18 protein-coding genes are annotated in these 15,033 nt (G+C 42.2%); 6 read left to right on the top strand and 12 right to left on the bottom strand.

Annotated elements, in window-relative coordinates; all coding sequences use genetic code 11:
- Positions 1-53: 53 nt before the first annotated feature.
- Positions 54-2,231, top strand: coding sequence for a YgiQ family radical SAM protein (locus CWC02_RS03640; RefSeq protein ID WP_054554153.1), 2,178 nt, complete (start codon positions 54-56; stop codon positions 2,229-2,231).
- Between the two features lie 77 nt (positions 2,232-2,308).
- Here the strand turns inward: CWC02_RS03640 and mgtE are convergent, their stop codons facing one another.
- The 12 genes from mgtE to CWC02_RS03580 all read right to left on the bottom strand — a co-directional run bounded on the left by mgtE (position 2,309) and on the right by CWC02_RS03580 (position 11,666).
- Positions 2,309-3,667, bottom strand: a complete 1,359-nt coding sequence (gene mgtE / locus CWC02_RS03635) for a magnesium transporter (RefSeq protein ID WP_138601996.1) — start codon at positions 3,665-3,667, stop codon at positions 2,309-2,311.
- A 211-nt stretch (positions 3,668-3,878) separates the two neighbouring features.
- Positions 3,879-4,151 (bottom strand): HPr family phosphocarrier protein, encoded by a 273-nt coding sequence (locus tag CWC02_RS03630; protein WP_054554155.1) that lies wholly within the window; start codon positions 4,149-4,151, stop codon positions 3,879-3,881.
- A gap of 13 nt (positions 4,152-4,164) precedes the next feature.
- Positions 4,165-5,010: an RNase adapter RapZ gene (rapZ, locus tag CWC02_RS03625; RefSeq protein ID WP_138601999.1), complete on the bottom strand. Its 846-nt coding sequence runs from the start codon at positions 5,008-5,010 to the stop codon at positions 4,165-4,167.
- Positions 5,011-5,463 carry a PTS IIA-like nitrogen regulatory protein PtsN gene (gene ptsN, locus CWC02_RS03620; protein WP_054554157.1) on the bottom strand — a complete coding sequence of 151 codons (453 nt, stop codon included), beginning with the start codon at positions 5,461-5,463 and terminating at the stop codon, positions 5,011-5,013.
- A 3-nt stretch (positions 5,464-5,466) separates the two neighbouring features.
- Positions 5,467-5,754, bottom strand: coding sequence for a ribosome hibernation promoting factor (gene hpf, locus CWC02_RS03615; RefSeq protein ID WP_054554158.1), 288 nt, complete (start codon positions 5,752-5,754; stop codon positions 5,467-5,469).
- 26 nt (positions 5,755-5,780) lie between these two features.
- The gene (locus tag CWC02_RS03610) at positions 5,781-7,277 is read right to left on the bottom strand and encodes an RNA polymerase factor sigma-54 (RefSeq protein ID WP_054554159.1); all 1,497 of its coding nucleotides are present in this window, start codon (positions 7,275-7,277) and stop codon (positions 5,781-5,783) included.
- Positions 7,278-7,383: 106 nt separating this feature from the next.
- The gene (gene lptB, locus CWC02_RS03605; RefSeq protein ID WP_054554160.1) at positions 7,384-8,109 is read right to left on the bottom strand and encodes an LPS export ABC transporter ATP-binding protein; all 726 of its coding nucleotides are present in this window, start codon (positions 8,107-8,109) and stop codon (positions 7,384-7,386) included.
- Complete coding sequence (gene lptA, locus CWC02_RS03600; protein ID WP_054554161.1) at positions 8,106-8,627, bottom strand: lipopolysaccharide transport periplasmic protein LptA; 522 nt, start codon at positions 8,625-8,627, stop codon at positions 8,106-8,108. Before lptA ends, lptB begins: the two co-directional genes overlap by 4 nt.
- Positions 8,617-9,171, bottom strand: a complete 555-nt coding sequence (gene lptC, locus CWC02_RS03595; RefSeq protein ID WP_054554162.1) for an LPS export ABC transporter periplasmic protein LptC — start codon at positions 9,169-9,171, stop codon at positions 8,617-8,619. The genes lptA and lptC overlap by 11 nt, the downstream gene beginning before the upstream one ends.
- Entirely contained in the window at positions 9,168-9,719 is a 552-nt protein-coding gene (gene kdsC, locus CWC02_RS03590) for a 3-deoxy-manno-octulosonate-8-phosphatase KdsC (RefSeq protein WP_138602001.1), read from the bottom strand. The genes lptC and kdsC overlap by 4 nt, the downstream gene beginning before the upstream one ends.
- Positions 9,720-9,722: 3 nt before the next feature.
- Positions 9,723-10,694: a KpsF/GutQ family sugar-phosphate isomerase gene (locus tag CWC02_RS03585; RefSeq protein WP_138616433.1), complete on the bottom strand. Its 972-nt coding sequence runs from the start codon at positions 10,692-10,694 to the stop codon at positions 9,723-9,725.
- A 3-nt stretch (positions 10,695-10,697) separates the two neighbouring features.
- Positions 10,698-11,666, bottom strand: coding sequence for a calcium/sodium antiporter (locus CWC02_RS03580; protein WP_138616432.1), 969 nt, complete (start codon positions 11,664-11,666; stop codon positions 10,698-10,700).
- 248 nt (positions 11,667-11,914) lie between these two features.
- Here CWC02_RS03580 and CWC02_RS03575 point away from each other — a divergent pair, with 248 nt between their 5' ends.
- The 5 genes from CWC02_RS03575 to CWC02_RS03555 are packed head-to-tail and all read left to right on the top strand — an operon-like array spanning position 11,915 to position 15,033.
- Positions 11,915-12,733 carry an ATP-binding cassette domain-containing protein gene (locus CWC02_RS03575; RefSeq protein ID WP_138616448.1) on the top strand — a complete coding sequence of 273 codons (819 nt, stop codon included), beginning with the start codon at positions 11,915-11,917 and terminating at the stop codon, positions 12,731-12,733.
- Positions 12,726-13,505, top strand: a complete 780-nt coding sequence (gene mlaE, locus CWC02_RS03570) for a lipid asymmetry maintenance ABC transporter permease subunit MlaE (protein ID WP_054554167.1) — start codon at positions 12,726-12,728, stop codon at positions 13,503-13,505. The genes CWC02_RS03575 and mlaE overlap by 8 nt, the downstream gene beginning before the upstream one ends.
- 13 nt (positions 13,506-13,518) lie before the next feature.
- The gene (gene mlaD, locus CWC02_RS03565) at positions 13,519-14,067 is read left to right on the top strand and encodes an outer membrane lipid asymmetry maintenance protein MlaD (RefSeq protein ID WP_054554168.1); all 549 of its coding nucleotides are present in this window, start codon (positions 13,519-13,521) and stop codon (positions 14,065-14,067) included.
- Positions 14,068-14,099: 32 nt separating this feature from the next.
- On the top strand, positions 14,100-14,747 hold the full coding sequence (locus CWC02_RS03560) for an MlaC/ttg2D family ABC transporter substrate-binding protein (RefSeq protein ID WP_371352324.1): 648 nt from the start codon (positions 14,100-14,102) through the stop codon (positions 14,745-14,747).
- Positions 14,740-15,033: an STAS domain-containing protein gene (locus CWC02_RS03555; RefSeq protein WP_054554170.1), complete on the top strand. Its 294-nt coding sequence runs from the start codon at positions 14,740-14,742 to the stop codon at positions 15,031-15,033. Before CWC02_RS03560 ends, CWC02_RS03555 begins: the two co-directional genes overlap by 8 nt.

Raw genomic sequence — 15,033 nt, 5'->3', positions numbered from 1 at the left:
ATAATCTATAAGACTGAGGTATAATTCGCCCCTTTGTTAGCAGAGTACACTTTATGAGCGCATTAAAAGCCGAGCGAGGCCTGTTTTCTTACCCTAAATATTGGGCTGAATGCTATGGCACGGCGCCATTTTTACCAACCACTCGTGCAGAAATGGACGCGTTAGGCTGGGATAGCTGTGACGTGATCATTGTAAGTGGTGATGCGTATGTAGATCACCCAAGCTTCGGTATGGCTGTGATTGGGCGTATGCTTGAGTCACAGGGTTTTCGTGTGGGTATTATTGCGCAGCCTGACTGGAACTCAAAAGATGCCTTTATGGCGTTAGGTAAGCCTAACTTATTCTTTGGTGTTACAGCGGGTAATATGGACTCGATGATCAACCGTTATACTGCTGAAAAGCGTATGCGTCATGATGACGCTTATACGCCGGGTAACATAGGCGGTAAACGTCCTGACCGTGCGGTAGTTGTATACAGCCAACGCTGTCGCGAAGCTTATAAAGATGTGCCACTGATCATTGGTGGTATTGAGGCGAGTTTACGCCGTATTGCTCATTATGATTATTGGCAAGAAAAAGTACGCCGTAGTGTATTGTTTGATGCTAAAGCTGACATTTTAATTTACGGTAACGCTGAGCGCCCACTTGTTGAAGTTGCCCACCGTATTGCTGCGGGTGAGTCGGTTGAGACAATTCAAGATATTCGTGGTACTGCGGTTATTCGTAAAGAACCATTACCGGGTTGGCGTGGTAGTGACTCAACTGCAATAGATAAAATCGGTAAGATTGATCCAATTCCAAACCCGTATGGCGCAGATGATGTGGGTTGTAGTAAATCTGAATTTAAAAAAGCAGGTATTGATTTAAGTGCCGAGGCGGCTAAGCCAATCACGATTCAGCCTGCTCGTCCTAAGCCATGGGAAAAGACCTACGTTAAGCTACCAGCATATGAGCAAGTAAGTGTGAATAAACCGCTTTATGCTCACGCCTCGCGTATTTTGCACCAAGAAACAAACCCAGGTTGTGCGCGTGCGTTATTTCAACGCCATGGCGACCGCTCTATTTGGGTAAATCCGCCTGCATTTCCGCTTGAAACTGAAGAAATGGATGGCGTATTTGGTTTGCCATATCAGCGTATTCCGCACCCAAGCTACGGCGATGAAAAAATCCCAGCTTATGAAATGATTAAAACCTCGGTGAACATCATGCGAGGCTGCTTTGGTGGTTGTTCTTTCTGTTCAATAACAGAACATGAAGGACGTATTATTCAAAGCCGTTCTGAGCAATCAATTATTGATGAAATTGAGCAAATTCGTGACAGAGTACCGGGCTTCACTGGGGTTATTTCTGACTTAGGCGGACCGACCGCGAATATGTATAAGTTGCGCTGTAAGAGCAAAAAGGCAGAGAGCACGTGTCGTCGTTTATCATGTGTTTATCCTGATATCTGTAAGCACATGGACACGGATCACACCCCAACGATTGAGCTTTATAAAAAAGCTCGAGATGTAAAAGGTGTGAAGAAAATCTTGATCGCGTCTGGCGTACGTTATGACTTAGCCGTAGAAGACCCTCGCTACGTAAAAGAGTTGGTTACCCATCACGTAGGCGGGTACTTAAAAATTGCCCCTGAGCACACTGAAGATGGTCCATTATCTAAGATGATGAAGCCGGGCATGGGAGCTTACGATAAGTTTAAAGAGCTATTTGATAAATACTCAAAAGAAGCGGGTAAAAAGCAGTATTTGATCCCGTATTTTATTTCTGCTCACCCAGGAACGAAAGACGAAGACATGGTGAATATGGCGCTATGGTTAAAGGCTCATGACTTTAAGCTTGATCAAGTACAAAACTTTTATCCATCGCCGATGGCCAATGCAACCACAATTTATCACACTGAGATGAACTCGCTGCGCAATATTAAGAACAATACTGAGCAAGTGCCTGTTCCAAAAGGCGCACGCCAGCGTCGCTTACACAAAGCGATTTTACGATACCACGATCCTGCTGGTTGGCCGATGATTCGTGAAGCACTAAGAAAAATGGGCAAAGCGAATTTAATTGGTAAAGGGCCGAATTGTTTGGTTCCTGAAGAAGGTCGAAACGAGAAAACTGCTAAAGGTAAGGGCGGTAAAGGCCGTGCAGCTCTGACTCGTCATACCGGTTTTAGCCAGTTTAAAAAGGCCAATACCAAACCTAGAGTAGGTAAAAATAAGCAGCGTGCAAAGTAAAAGATATAAATACGGCCCATAAAGGGCCGTTTTTATTTATACCAATTCGCTTAATTAAGTATTATTGTGAATTGGTATCAGATCAATAGCCAGGTTGCGGTGCCTAAAAAGGCAAAGATACCGACAATATCCGTTACTGTTGTCAGTACCACACTGCCGGCGAGGGCAGGGTCAATTTTCATTTTCTTAAGAATTAATGGAATGCTTGCACCTGCAATACCTGCGGCAACAAGGTTCATAAACATTGCAAAGGCCAGCACTGCGCCGAGCTTAAAGTCCCACTGCCATAGGGCAACCACACCAGCAATTAATATCGACCAAATAATGCCATTCAGTGCGCCAATTGCTAACTCCTTAAGTAATAAGAAGCGTTGGTTGGTTTGGTTGATATGACCAACCGCTATACCACGAATAACCAGAGTTAGGGTTTGGCTACCCGCAACACCCCCCATTGAAGGAACGATACCATTGAGTACCGCTAAAATAGGTAAGATTGCTAAGGTGTTTTCGAAAAAGCTTGCCACAATTGCTGCTAGCAATGCGGTTAATAAGTTAACCCCAAGCCAAATAGAGCGACGCTGCGAGCTTTTGAGTACTGGCGCAAAGGTATCTTCTTCGTCGTCAAGACCAGCAAGGCTTAGCATGCTGTGTTCAGCATCTTCACGGATTACGTCAACGATATCATCGATGGTAATACGACCAAGCAAGTGAGCGTTATCATCTACAACAGGGGCTGAAATCCAGTTGTGACGCTCGAACAGTTGCGCTACATCACTTTCATCCATAGAGATTAGGATTGACTCACAGTCTTCATCCATTAAATCACGAACAACTTTATCAGAAGGACTTGTCAGTAGCGTGGTTAACGAAAGCGCCCCTAAAAAGCAGTTATGTTTATCAACTACATATAAATCATCGGTACCCTCTGGTAACTCACCTCGTAAGCGTAAATAGCGTAAAACTACATCTAGGGTAACATCTGGACGAATGGTTACCGTATCGCTGTTCATCAGGGCACCGGCTGAGCGCTCTTGATAAGAAAGCGCTTGAGTTGCCCTTTCTCTATCTTGCGAGTCCATCGCGCTAACAACGTCTTGATATACGGTATCAGGAAGACTACGTAAAACCTCACCTAAGTCATCGTCGTCCATATCTTCTGTAGCAGCAGCAATGTGCTCAGGCTCCATCTGGGCAATAATGCCAAGACGTACATCTTCAGAGAGTTCCTCTAGAACATCACCACGGACATCTGGGTCAACCAGCTGCCAAAGCATACGACGAATTTTATGGGGAGAAGACTCAAGTAAAAGGGCTGTATCACAAGGTGCCGTTTTGGCTAACATGCCGCGCACTTGAACAAATTGACCACTATTGAGTGACTTGGTCACTTGTTTGAGTTGTTGTAGTGGGTAATCTTGTTCAAAGGCTTCTGGCATTGGCGTCCTTACAACTGAAAAAAGTTTAAATAGGCTATGCAAATACAGCATAGTTGCTTTGTAGTGTATTTGCAGAGATATCGTCGCACTGCGATAAATTTATTAAGAGTTTTGTAATTTAGAAAAGCGAGCGATATAAAAGTAGGATATTTAAAGGGAATTTTAAATATCCGAAGTAAGTTTACCGTAAACCTTGAAGTCTTAGCAAATGCTATTCTTGCTCGTGAAAGCGTTGCGCAATTAATTCGCCGATTGCCGTTAATGCAGCGTCAGCGTCAGGACCTTCGCATACAACACGAACCTCTTTTCCTTGACTACTTTCAAGGAGCATTAACGCTAACACGCTGTCGCCTTCAGCTTCTTTCTCATCTTGAAAAAGTGTAATTTTGGCATCAAATTGCAGTGCTAGTTGCGCTAAAACAGTCGCAGCGCGAGCATGTAAGCCAAGTTTGTTTTGAATTAAAAAGGTATCTTCAGCGTGCATTGTTGGTGCCTAGTTAGATATCTTGTTCGCGGTGGCGAATTTTTACATTAGCATGAGTTTTAGAAAAGCTTTCACCAATTGTTTGCGCTAAGTAAACAGAACGGTGTTGGCCTCCTGTACAACCAATTGCAATGGTTAGGTAACTGCGGTTGTTGCGCTCTAGATGTGGCAACCAAGTCTGTACAAAGGTTTGAATCTGCCAAGTGAATTTTTGCACTATGCTGTGGCTAGCTAAATAATCCCTGACAGGCTGATCGAGGCCGGTTAGTGGCTTTAAATCAGGCTCCCAGTGTGGGTTCGGTAAAAAGCGTGCATCAAAAACGTAGTCAGCTTCTTTTGGAATGCCATGCTTAAAACCAAACGACATAAACGTAATAATCAGTTTTTTATCTTTCTTACCTAAAATCTTTTCACGAATTGATTCTGCTAACTGATGAACACTCAAATCAGTGGTATCAATCATAAAGTCAGCGCGGGTGATCAGCACATCAAGCAGGATTTTTTCTTGTTTAATGGCAAGATCAAGCGGTAAAGAATCAATCGATAATGGATGCAAACGGCGAGTTTCAGAAAAGCGCTTAATTAGGGTTTGGTCATCACTATCTAGGTAGAATAGTGTTGGGTTTGCAAAACCTGGCAGGTACTCAAGAATATCATTAAACTCTTGCTGCTCTTTCGGTAAGTTACGTACGTCGATACTGACGGCAATTTTGTCATAATTATCAGAAACACTTCGCACGAGCGAAGGCAGTAGGTTGACAGGAATATTATCAACACAGTAGTAGCCTAAGTCTTCAAGAACTCGTAAAGCGACCGATTTCCCCGAGCCTGAGCGACCGCTGATAATTATTAATTCCATTTATGCCTCTGATGCAATTACTTGAAATAGTTGCTGATCGCTTGTAGCACTTCGCAACTGTTTACAAAAATCTTTATCTTTAAGTCTATCAGCAATTGTTGACAAGGTCTTCAAGTGCAACTGGCAATCGCCATCTGGTACGATGAGTGCCACAAAAATATCAACGGGACGATTGTCTATCGCATCAAAATTGATGGGAGATTCACTGACAATAATAAATGCATGAGGTTCATCAGCACCACTCATTCGACCGTGGGGAATAGCTATTCCTCGGCCGATACCTGTACTACCTAACTTTTCCCTGTTCAGAAAAGCATCTAGGATATCTTGTTGAGATAAATGAGGAAACTGCTGGTGAGCTAACTCGCTAATATACTCAAGAATTCTTTTTTTGCTATTAAAAAGGACCGCAGCTTTGCTGCAGTCCTGATTAGTAAGTGAACTAAGTTTCATAATTTAATGTCGAGCTAATTTCTCTTTATGCTTAATGACTTGGCGATCAAGTTTATCGATCAATGAGTCAATTGCTGCGTACATATCTTGATGTTCTGTAGAAGCGAACAGCTCGCCTCCGTTTACATGTAAAGTTGCTTCTGCTTTTTGGCTTAATTTTTCTACATCTAAAATGACATGAACATTATTAATATGATCAAAATGCCTTTCTAGTTTTGCGAACTTAGTGTTTACATAGTCTCTTAATGAATCAGTGACTTCTACGTGACGACCAGTTAAATTTAGTTGCATAAGCATTTTCCTTCTATGTAAAACGTCTAAATCAGACTTTTACGCTGATTAGACGGAGGTATTGCTAGAGACTCACGATATTTTGCAATTGTACGTCTAGCTACTTTAATTCCTTGCTCAGCCAATATATCTGCAATTTTGCTATCACTCAATGGTTTAACCGAGTTTTCTGCAGCAACTAACTTCTTGATTAAAGCGCGAATTGCTGTAGAAGAACACTCACCACCATTTTCGGTGCTGACATGGCTTGAGAAGAAATATTTCAACTCAAAAATTCCCCTTGGGGTATGCATATATTTTTGTGTTGTAACCCGAGAAATCGTCGATTCATGCATTTCGACCATTTCAGCGACATCGTTTAGCACCATTGGCTTCATTGCTTCTGGGCCATGTTCAAAGAAAGCTTGCTGTTGTTGCACGATACAGTTGGTCACTTTTAGTAAAGTATCGTTACGGCTTTCTAAGCTCTTAATAAACCACTTTGCTTCTTGTAAGTGAGAACGAATAAATTGGCTGTCGCTACTTGATTTAACAGAGCGAGACATCGCTGCATATTGGCTATTCACTCTAATTTTTGGCATACAATCTGGGTTTAACTCGACTACCCAGCGGCCTTTCACTTTTTTCACTGATACATCGGGTATGACGTACTCAGATTCTTCGCGTACTATGCTATCCGCAGGCTTAGGATTTAAGCTGTGAATGAGCGTCATCACTTCTTTAAGCTCGTTTTCTTTAAGCTTAGTCTTTTTCATTAAAGTGCGATAGTCGCGACTTGCTAATAATTCGATATGCTCAGATAAAACCATTTTAGTTTCAGCTAAATATGGCGTATTGGCATCGAATTGACGAAGTTGTATACACAGGCACTCTTGTAAACTTCGCGCGCCGATACCAACTGGATCGAATAACTGTATTCTTTTTAAGACAGCTTCAACTTCATCGAGTTCGATTTCTTCTTCATCATTATTTTGATTAAAGCTTTCGACAATATCTTCGCAGCTAACCGTTAAAATACCTGAGTCATCGATAGCTTCAACGATGGCAACGGCAATCGCTTCATCGGTAGGACTAAATGGTGTGAGCTGTAGTTGCCACATTAAATATTCTTGCAGTGTTTCTGTTGAAGCACCTTGGTAAATAGACTCGTCTTCAGGCATTGGCCCAGACGATGTTGATGGGGCGGCACTCATGTACTCATCCCACGTAACATCCATAGCTAAGTCATCGCTAACCGTATCCTTACTCAGAGCATCACTGCTTTCTTGCTCGAATTCGCTAGGTGCTTCGTCGGCAGACGCGCTGACTTGTACATCGTCAGACTCCGCTTTTTGCTCATTCTTACCGATGCTTTCTTCGTTGTAATCCGCTTCTTCCACTTCAAGCAGAGGATTACTATCAAGCGCTTCTTGAATTTCTTGCTGGAGATCCAATGTACTGAGCTGCAACAAGCGAATGGCTTGTTGCAGTTGTGGAGTCATTGTAAGTTGCTGGCCCATGCGCAGCTGTAATGATTGCCTCATGTATCCCTAACAATCCTTTTTAAGTTATCGGTAACGGTGAAGACACTGTTATCGATTTTTTGTCATTGTATAAGTCTAGCAGATGCTCTAGTCGGTGGCGTAATGGTTACAGCCTGAATTGCTCGCCTAGATAAACATCACGTACAGTTTGGTCAGCTAATACGTGCTCAGGTGTCCCTGATGCAATTAGCTCCCCATGAGAAACAATGTAGGCTTTTTCACAAACATCAAGGGTTTCTCGAACATTATGGTCAGTAATAAGTACACCAATACCACGATTTTTTAGGTGCTCAATAATTTTCTTTATATCTAACACCGAAATAGGATCAACACCAGCAAAAGGCTCATCTAAAAGGATAAATTTAGGATTAGCGGCTAATGCACGTGCAATTTCAACGCGGCGTCGTTCACCACCTGACAGTGCCATACCTTGGCTATCGCGAATATGTTGAATGCTAAATTCATCTAATAAGTTGTTAAGCGTCTCTTCGCGCGTTGTTTTGTTAAGATCTTTGCGGGTCTCTAATATGGCCATCAAGTTTTGGTAAACTGTTAATTTTCGAAAAATAGACGACTCTTGTGGTAGATAACCAATACCTAAGCGCGCACGGCTGTGCATTGGCAAAAGCGTGATATCGTTATCATCGATGCTTATTTTTCCTTTGTCGCTTGGTACGAGGCCTACAATCATATAGAAGGTCGTTGTTTTACCTGCACCATTTGGCCCTAACAAGCCAACAATACTGCCCGCTTCAACTTCAAGACCGACATTTTTAACCACTTGGCGGCCTTTGTAGCTTTTAGCTAAAAGCTCTGCTTTTAATGTGCTCATGGTTGGCCTTTATCGTCTTTTTTATTTTCTACAGGCACTAAAATAGTGTGTACACGATCTGTTGAGTTTTCGTCTTTTTCTGCGCTGATCAGCTGTTGAGCCATATCATAGGTAATGCTTTTTGCCGTTACTTTTTGACCCGCTTGAGTGACTTCAGCTTCGCCATTGAGTGTTAAGAAGCGTTTCGCAACATCATAACGAACTTCTTCGGCGCTGGCGCTCATCACGGTACCATCAGCTTGCTTTTCTTCGAAGTAAGCTGGTTTGCCTGTAGCGATAATTAATTCGACTGTACCTTCGGTGTCACCGCCATGTGCCTCAAGTCGCTCTGCTGTAATGCGACGATCACCATGCACGATCTCTACGTTACCTTCGAATATGCCAACGCCATCTTTTAGTTTACCGACTTGGCGATCTGAGCTAATGCTAATTTGAGCGCCTGTTTGCTCGGCAGCTGCGCCCGAAAAGGCAATCAATAAGCTTGGGATCAGGAGTAATTTCTTCAGTTTATTGGTCATAGTATATGGTTCGTGTATGGTTAGTTAACTCAACAATTTCGGCTTTTAAATCGGCTTTTAAGCCTTTACCGGTAATTTTTAAATTCGGTCCTGTTAGTGTTACAGGTTGCTTTGAAAACATCGTCATTTTATCAATGTCGACATTAATATTTTCTGCTTTTATGTCTTCGATCATACCGTTATGGGTTAAGTTTTTAGCAACTACATCCCCTTCAAAAATCAGCTGATCATTTTCGTATAAAGTAGCTTCTTTGGCTCTTACTTGCCAAACTTGCTGATCGCTATAAATAGTAAAAATAGGTTGTTCAAAAAAGGTAAACCCTAATTGTTGATACAACTCCATTTTTGCAGCTGCCACTTTATGACTAATTTTACCTTGCTCGTCATAAGCTGTTTGCTTTAGAGCAACGGCAGTGTAATCAGGTGTTGCGATGATCTCGTCTTCACTAGTTATTGTATCAGTTGACTGGTTAAAGTACGGGTACCATAACCACACCATGCAACAGACAAAAACAATACTCAGTAAAATACGGGCTATATTCATGCGCTGGTTCCATCGCTAGTTAACGGCTTGCCGTTTTCTAACATCAGTAAATCAGTTAATTCTCGCACGGCTCCAAAGCCACCCGGTAATAATGTGGTGTAATGAGCCAGCTTCTTGATAAGCGGGTGTGCATCGTTTACTGCGACAGCAAAGCCAACTTTTTCCATAACTGGTAAGTCTGGACCATCATCACCAATATAGGCAATCTGTTCATCTGTCAGCCCCAGTTTATCCTTTAACTCTTGATAAGCAATCAGCTTATCTTCTTGTCCCTGATAAATGTGCTGAACTGTTAGGCTAGTCATTCGCTGCTGAACTATTTGTGAATGGCGGCCAGTAATCACTGCCACTTCAAAGCCACTATTAATGAGTGCTTTAATACCAAAACCATCTTTAGTATTGAATGCTTTAAGCTCTTCGCCATTATTACCCAAATAAATTCGACCATCAGAAAAAACACCATCAATATCACAGATTAATAGTTTTATTTTTTGAGCACGCTGACTCACATCAGGGCTCAGGGGCTGGTATAGTTCGGCGAATGTCATTGCTTAGAGAACTCCTGCTTTTAATAAGTCTTGCATATTAAGGGCACCAATTGGTGTGTTGCTTTGATCCACCACAATTAAACCATTAATACGTTTATGCTCCATAATATTTAAAGCTTCAGCCGCAAGCATGTCAGGGCGAGCCGTTGTGCATGAACGGGTCATCACTTGGCTAATTGCCGTGTTATGGATATCGATGCGCTGTTCTAAAATACGGCGTAAGTCACCATCAGTGAATAACCCGGCTAACTTTTCATCTGCACTAATCACTGCGGTCATACCAAGGCCCTTGGCTGACATTTCAATCAATGCATCTTTGATGCTTTGGGTTTCGCTAACGATTGGCGTTGCGTCGCCTGCGTGCATCACATCATCTAATGTAAGTAATAAACGTTTACCTAAGCTGCCACCAGGGTGCGAAAGTGCAAAATCGTCGGCAGTGAAACCTCGGGTTTCTAGTAGCGCAACCGCCATTGCATCGCCCATAACCAAGGTTGCAGTGGTGCTTGCCGTTGGGGCAAGGCCTAACGGACACGCTTCTTGGCTAACTTTGATGCACACATGAACATCAGACAGTTTTGCCATTGTTGAGTCTGGGTTGCCTGTTAATGAAATCATTTTTGCGCCAATGCGCTTAATAACAGGGATAATACTGAGTACTTCGCTGGTCTCACCTGAATTTGAAATACACATCACCACATCGTCGCGGGTGATCATTCCTAAATCACCGTGGCTAGCTTCGCCAGGATGAACAAAAAATGCCGGAGTGCCAGTACTTGCAAGGGTTGCAGCAATTTTATTACCTACATGGCCAGACTTGCCCATACCAATCACAATAATACGACCTGTACATTGGAACATTAATTGGCAAGCATTATCGAAATCTTGATTTATATATTGCTCAATTTCTTGTAAAGCTTGTGCTTCAATTTCGAGTACGCGCTTACCCTGCGCGATAAAGCTAGGTTGTGTCATTAATTATCCTACTTGGCTGAAAATATAGCCCTGATATGCAATAAATGCGACTAACAGTAAGCCACCTTCTACTCTATTGATACGACGAGCACCTTTAAAGTTCAATGACATGGCAATCAATACAACGGTTGCTGCAATCATGATAAGTGCATCGCGGTTTGCCGCAGAAGGGTCAATAATTGAAGGGTTGATAATACCCGCAAGAGGTAATACGGCGAGTAAATTGAAAATATTTGAGCCAACGATATTACCAAGTGCTAAGTCGTCTTCGTTTTTTAAAACCCCTGCAATACAAGCCGCTAGCTCTGGTAAGCTGGTACCAATAGCAATTATGGTTAAGCCGATAACAAGGTCAGATAGACCAAAATATTTTGCGATATCAACGGCTGATTCAACTAAAAAGTGTGAACTGACTGGTAATAAAATCATACCGATGATTAACCAGAATATGGCTGATTTGGTACTGACATCGTTCGGAACGTCTTCACACGCTTCGCTGACAAATGGGTCATCTTGGTTTTTAGCACGCAGAGACACAATAACTAAGCCACCAATGAACACCGCAAAGGCAATCATCAATGCAATGCCTTCAGCGAACGAAAAATAGTTATCTGAGAACACATACCAAGCGGCTACTGAGATTAACAGTACCAGCGGCATTTCGCGTTTGAGTGTCATTGAAGATACTGAAAGAGGGCGCAGTAAAGCTGTGACACCAAGTACAAGTAAGATGTTAGTAATGTTAGAGCCGACCGCATTACCTACCGCAGTATCTGTTTTACCGGCAAGTGCCGCTGATGCAGATACCATCATTTCAGGGGCTGATGAGCCCATAGCAACAACGGTTAAACCAATGATTAGGGTGGGGATCCCCATATTTTTTGCCAGTGCAGCCGCCCCATAAACAAACCGATCAGCACTCCAGACGAGTGCAGCAAAGCCAATAATTAAAATGACAAAAGAAGTCACCATTGTGATACGCCAACATTACTTATACAGATGACTGCAAATAGTAACAAAAGCGAGCCTGAAAGTATAAGTAAAAGAATGGGCTGGCAAGCATAAAGCGTGCTTGGTAAGGAAACTAAATTTCAGGTGTCGTTAAGCTCTTTACAGCTAGCTTTAGAATTTATTGATAGAAAATATTACAAAATTTTACGATTTGTTTTTTCCATCTTGACTAAAAAACCCTTAAAATGGCAAAACTAGTGAAAAACGTTATGGAGAGCGACTTGTCGCAATCAATAGTAGAAATCAAGGATGTAACCTTTTCACGGGGCGATAGAATCATATATAAAAATATGAGTTTTAACATTCCGAAAGGCAAGATTACCGCTATCATGGGACCGAGCGGCATTGGTAAAACCACCATGTTACGCTTAATTGGCGGTCAGCTGAAGCCTGACTCTGGTGACATTTTATTTGAAGGCAAAAGCATTCCTAGCATGACTCGCAAGGAACTTTACGCCGCCCGTACCAAAATGAGCATGCTGTTTCAAAGCGGCGCTTTATTTACCGATATGTCAGTGTTTGACAATATCGCCTTTCCTTTGCGCGAACATACTCAGCTTAGCGAAGATTTAATCCGCCTTGTTGTTTTAATGAAATTACAAGCTGTTGGTCTGCGTGGTGCACAAGATTTAATGCCGTCTGAGCTTTCGGGTGGTATGGCTCGTCGTGCTGCTTTAGCGCGTTCAATTGCCCTTGATCCAGAACTTATCATGTATGATGAGCCTTTTGCTGGTCAAGATCCTATTTCCATGGGTGTGCTTGTTAAACTTATTAAGTCATTGAATGAGGTTTTAGGTTTATCATCACTGATCGTAACTCATGATGTAACAGAAGTTATGAGTATTGCCGACCACGTGATCATCATTGCTGATCAAGGAGTGATAGGCGAAGGGTCACCTGAGCAAATGCAAAACCATGAATCTGAGCTTGTGCAACAGTTCTTAAATGGTTTATCGGATGGCCCTGTGCCATTCCATTTCCCAGCTCCTGTGTATGATGATGAATTACTAGGAGTGCATAATGCTTGATCTATTCCAGAAGTTAGGTCACAAAACGCTAGGGCGCTTTGCCGCGCTTGGTCGTTCTACTCAAATGCTGTTTGGTGCACTCGTTAATGTGCCAAACTTTAAAAAAGGCACACCTTTACTTGTTCGCCAATTATATATGGTGGGCTCGCAATCTCTTTTGATCATCATGGTGTCAGGCCTATTTATCGGTATGGTGCTCGCTCTGCAAGGTTACACCGTATTAGTAGGCTATGGTGCTGAAGATAGCTTAGGACCCTTAGTGGCATTGAGCTTATTACGTGAGTTAGGCCCTGTAGTAACAGCATTACTGTTTGCTGGTCGCGCGGGTAGTGCGCTTACTGCTGAAATTGGGTTAATGAAAGCGACTGAACAATTATCAAGTTTAGAAATGATGGCGATCGATCCACTTAAACGCATTATTGCACCGCGCTTTTGGGCTGGTTTTATCAGTATGCCATTGCTTGCACTAATATTTTCTGCGGTTGCTATTATTGGCGCTCATTTAGTGGGGGTTGATTGGCTTGGTGTTGACTCAGGAAGCTTCTGGTCAATCATGCAAGCGCAAGTGTCGTTTCAACAAGATATTGTGAACGGCATGATTAAGAGTTTTGTATTCGCCATGATTGTGACTTGGATTGCACTTTACAAAGGCTATGACTGTGTTCCTACATCTGAGGGGATCAGTAAGGCCACAACAGAAACCGTTGTGCACTCGTCATTGGCAGTATTAGGTTTTGACTTTATTTTAACAGCGGTAATGTTTACCAGCTAATTAGGGTATTAAGATGAATTCACGGAAATTAGAAATATTAGTTGGCTTTTTTGTAGCCCTTGGTATAGCTGCATTTGCATTATTAGCATTTAAAGTTGCGAATGCTGGCATTAGTGGGAGTGGTGAAACTTACCAACTTAACGCAAAGTTTGAGAATATTGGTTCTTTAAAAGCAAGAGCGCCTATCAAAGTAGGTGGTGTGGTTGTTGGTCGAGTTGAATCTATTTTTATCCATCCAAAAGAGTTTGTGCCGGTGGTTAATATGGCGATTGATGCTAATTACTTATGTAAGTTTTCAGACACAACCTCAATCTCTATTTTAACGTCAGGTATTTTAGGTGAACAGTATTTAGGTATTAACCCTGTTATTGCCCCAGAATCTGCTGAGCAGCGTTGTATGGGCAATGAAGTGACTGTTAATGAACAAGATGCTGGCTTAGATGAGCTGTTTGGTGTTGAAAGTAAGGCTCTTGCCAATGGTGACTACATTACCGACACAAAATCAGCATTAGTTTTAGAAGAATTGATAGGTCAGTTCTTATTCAACCAAGGAAGTGAATAATTATGTTTAAGAAGTTTTTAGTATGTTTGGGCATGCTGTTGACGTTAAATGTCAATGCAGCTGATGCAAATATTGATTTAAAAGATCCTTATAAAATGGTGCGTAAAGTATCTGATCATACGTTTGCGCGTATTTCTAAAGATCAGCCTCTAATTGCGAAAGATAAAGAGCATTTACGCGTTATCGTTGAAGAAGAGCTGATGCCTTACATAGACTACAAATATGCTGCACTGCGCGTATTAGGTAATCATGTATCAAAGGTGCGCGCTATCGAAGATAAAGAAGAAAAAGCGAAAGCAATTAAAGAGTTGCAGCGCTTTATTGATGTATTTCAAAAATATTTAATCGCCACTTACGCTGGCGTGTTTACACAGTACACTAATCAAAGCGTTGAGTTCGCACCTGCGCAGCCTTTCAAAGGCCAAGATGTCGTAGTAGTGAAAACAAAAATTGTTGAGCCGGGTAAGCCAGATATTAAAATCGATTTTAAGGTACGCGAGGATCGTGATGGTGATTGGCGAGCCTATGACATGATTGCGGAAGGTATTAGCTTATTAGATGCTAAACAAAGTGAATTACAAGGTATTTTACGCCAACAAGGTATAGAATATGTGAGTGATTTATTGGAGCAGAAGAGCCAGTTGCCAGTTCAGTTCAGAGGTGAAGGTGGCAATGAGTAAAGTCGAGATTACTCAACTTGAAGAGAACCAGTTTCGAGTCAGTGGCGAACTGACTCGAAATTCAATTGGTCGTGAACGGCTTCTGAACGTTAAGCCAGATACTAAGCATAAAACATGGTATTTTGACCTTTCTGGGCTTTCTAGGGTTGACACGGCGGGCTTAGCTTGGTTAATTCACTCTTTCGCAGAATTAAAGCAGCAAGGCATTCACCTTGAACTGCAAAATAGCCCTGAGCAATTGCAAAACTTAATGCAGTTGGGTCAGGTCACAAACTTATTTGAGTGA

The sequence above is a fragment of the Pseudoalteromonas sp. S2721 genome (assembly GCF_005887425.1).
In the GTDB taxonomy this organism is placed as follows: Bacteria; Pseudomonadota; Gammaproteobacteria; order Enterobacterales; family Alteromonadaceae; genus Pseudoalteromonas; species Pseudoalteromonas simplex.
Note: the sequence above shows the minus strand (reverse complement) of the source record. Positions and strands in the feature narration are given on the sequence as shown.

Coding starts and splice junctions, on each gene's coding strand:
- ptsN (WP_054554157.1), bottom strand. CDS start 5,463: ATGAAACTTAGTTCACTTACTAATCAGGACTGCAGCAAAGCTGCGGTC.
- kdsC (WP_138602001.1), bottom strand. CDS start 9,719: ATGACATTCGCCGAACTATACCAGCCCCTGAGCCCTGATGTGAGTCAG.
- hpf (WP_054554158.1), bottom strand. CDS start 5,754: ATGCAACTAAATTTAACTGGTCGTCACGTAGAAGTCACTGATTCATTA.
- mlaE (WP_054554167.1), top strand. CDS start 12,726: ATGCTTGATCTATTCCAGAAGTTAGGTCACAAAACGCTAGGGCGCTTT.
- CWC02_RS03555 (WP_054554170.1), top strand. CDS start 14,740: ATGAGTAAAGTCGAGATTACTCAACTTGAAGAGAACCAGTTTCGAGTC.
- lptA (WP_054554161.1), bottom strand. CDS start 8,627: ATGACCAATAAACTGAAGAAATTACTCCTGATCCCAAGCTTATTGATT.
- CWC02_RS03575 (WP_138616448.1), top strand. CDS start 11,915: ATGGAGAGCGACTTGTCGCAATCAATAGTAGAAATCAAGGATGTAACC.
- lptC (WP_054554162.1), bottom strand. CDS start 9,171: ATGAATATAGCCCGTATTTTACTGAGTATTGTTTTTGTCTGTTGCATG.
- CWC02_RS03640 (WP_054554153.1), top strand. CDS start 54: ATGAGCGCATTAAAAGCCGAGCGAGGCCTGTTTTCTTACCCTAAATAT.
- CWC02_RS03610 (WP_054554159.1), bottom strand. CDS start 7,277: ATGAGGCAATCATTACAGCTGCGCATGGGCCAGCAACTTACAATGACT.
- rapZ (WP_138601999.1), bottom strand. CDS start 5,010: ATGGAATTAATAATTATCAGCGGTCGCTCAGGCTCGGGGAAATCGGTC.
- CWC02_RS03560 (WP_371352324.1), top strand. CDS start 14,100: ATGCTGTTGACGTTAAATGTCAATGCAGCTGATGCAAATATTGATTTA.
- CWC02_RS03580 (WP_138616432.1), bottom strand. CDS start 11,666: ATGGTGACTTCTTTTGTCATTTTAATTATTGGCTTTGCTGCACTCGTC.
- lptB (WP_054554160.1), bottom strand. CDS start 8,109: ATGAGCACATTAAAAGCAGAGCTTTTAGCTAAAAGCTACAAAGGCCGC.
- mlaD (WP_054554168.1), top strand. CDS start 13,519: ATGAATTCACGGAAATTAGAAATATTAGTTGGCTTTTTTGTAGCCCTT.
- mgtE (WP_138601996.1), bottom strand. CDS start 3,667: ATGCCAGAAGCCTTTGAACAAGATTACCCACTACAACAACTCAAACAA.
- CWC02_RS03585 (WP_138616433.1), bottom strand. CDS start 10,694: ATGACACAACCTAGCTTTATCGCGCAGGGTAAGCGCGTACTCGAAATT.
- CWC02_RS03630 (WP_054554155.1), bottom strand. CDS start 4,151: ATGCACGCTGAAGATACCTTTTTAATTCAAAACAAACTTGGCTTACAT.